Genomic DNA, 1,530 nt, shown 5'->3' on the forward strand with positions numbered 1-1,530 from the left:
GCGGTGATTGTCAACCTGTTGTGAGTCATTCAGGCGGCGATGAGGGTTGCCGCGATCGGTGGGATCGTCAGTCGTGAGCCGTCGTTTGCCAGGTTGATCGTGACGGTGGTGTTCGGGGTGGGGATCTGGGGTCGTTTGCGGTAGCGGCCCGCGTGCTGGCGGTAGTGCTCATCGAGCCTGGTCTGCCGGGTGCGGGCCGCGTCGACCCAGGTGCCGTCGTGAACGGACGCCGGGGTGTAGCCGGCCAGTCCGCCGTGATGGTGTCGATGGTTGTAGTACTCAACCCATTCGGCGATCCACTCGGTGGCATGATCGAGGTCGCGGAAGGCCCGCGGGTAGGCGTGCGCGCTCTTGACCGTGGCGAACCACGATTCGATGTAGGCGTTGTCGTTACTGACCCCGGGCCGGATGTACGAGCAGGTCACGCTTTTGTTCTCGAGTTCGCCGCGTAGGTGCTTGGAGGTCATGGCCGAGCCGTTGTCGGAGTGAACGATTTCGACCTTGCCGTCTGAGGCATCGATGATGGTGGTTAGAAGTTCAGCGGCGATGTAGCGGTCTTCGCGGGTCTGGATCGTCCATCCGACGATTTTGCGGGAGTACAGGTCGATTACCGAGTACAGCGCAAAGCTCTGTCTGGTTGTGCGTCCGGGCAGGAACGAGATGTCCCAACACAACACCTGATCGGGCCGGCTGGCCTGCAGTGTGGGGCTATCCCGCGGCGCGTTGGGGCGTCGTCGTCGACGGACAGGGGTGGTGCGCACCTTGGCGGCCACCCGCTGAAAGGTCGCCTGACTGGCCAGCACCGGTCCGGTATCGATGTGCTCGTACCAGGCCTGCCGCACACTGCGCCCCTTCGCCAGCGAGGCGTTGACCGTATCGGCGACCTGCGCTGACTCTGCCTCAGTCAACGCATGGGGCTGCTTGCGATCGGCGTGGGCGATCGGCTCCGCCACCCGGGCTCGGGGCTTGCGCCGAACATGAAACGAGCCCCGGGACAGGCCGATCATTGCCAGCGCCGACCGCTGACTTCGGCCTGCCGCCTTGAGTTCCTCCAGCAGGGCGTTCTCGGCCGCGATCAGCTCCTCGTGCTCTCGCCGCTGCTGCTCGGTCCAGTCGGGTCCTCCCCGTCGTCGGCCACGCCAAGTGAGTGCATGACCGATATAGCTTTTCCCAGCGCATCAACGACCTTGCGCTCGGAATCCAATTCCGTTTCCAGCTTGGCGATTCTGGCGTTCAGACGCCTAACCTCAGCTGCATCTTCCCTGGTCATCTCCCCAGTCTGACGCGGGATGACGTTCCCGTCGAGGTCACCGTCAGCCAACGCGGCCACCCACCGCCGCATCTGCCACTCAGCGATCCGGTGCTCCTGCAGGAACGCGGCCTTGGTGCCATACCGGCACTCGACGTACTCGAGCGCCAACCGCCGCCTCTCCTCAACGCTGCGCTCGCGTGATGGAACAACCACCGTCATCTCGACACCCTCCCGCCAGCGCCCATCGCCGACTCACAACCAGCCTGAGCCACAGGGCG

Annotated in this window: 2 protein-coding genes; both read right to left on the reverse strand. The window is 64.6% G+C overall.

From position 1 onward, the window contains the following. Positions 1–29 precede the first annotated feature (29 nt). Positions 30–1,160 carry an IS3 family transposase gene (locus tag DPA01S_RS15970; protein WP_141764050.1) on the reverse strand — a complete coding sequence of 377 codons (1,131 nt, stop codon included), beginning with the start codon at positions 1,158–1,160 and terminating at the stop codon, positions 30–32. Beyond that, entirely contained in the window at positions 1,076–1,471 is a 396-nt protein-coding gene (locus DPA01S_RS15975; protein WP_061917909.1) for a hypothetical protein, read from the reverse strand. The genes DPA01S_RS15970 and DPA01S_RS15975 overlap by 85 nt, the downstream gene beginning before the upstream one ends. Positions 1,472–1,530 lie beyond the last annotated feature (59 nt).

Origin of the sequence: Dietzia papillomatosis NBRC 105045 (genome assembly GCF_001570845.1) — a bacterium.
Lineage (GTDB): Bacteria > Actinomycetota > Actinomycetes > Mycobacteriales > Mycobacteriaceae > Dietzia > Dietzia cinnamea.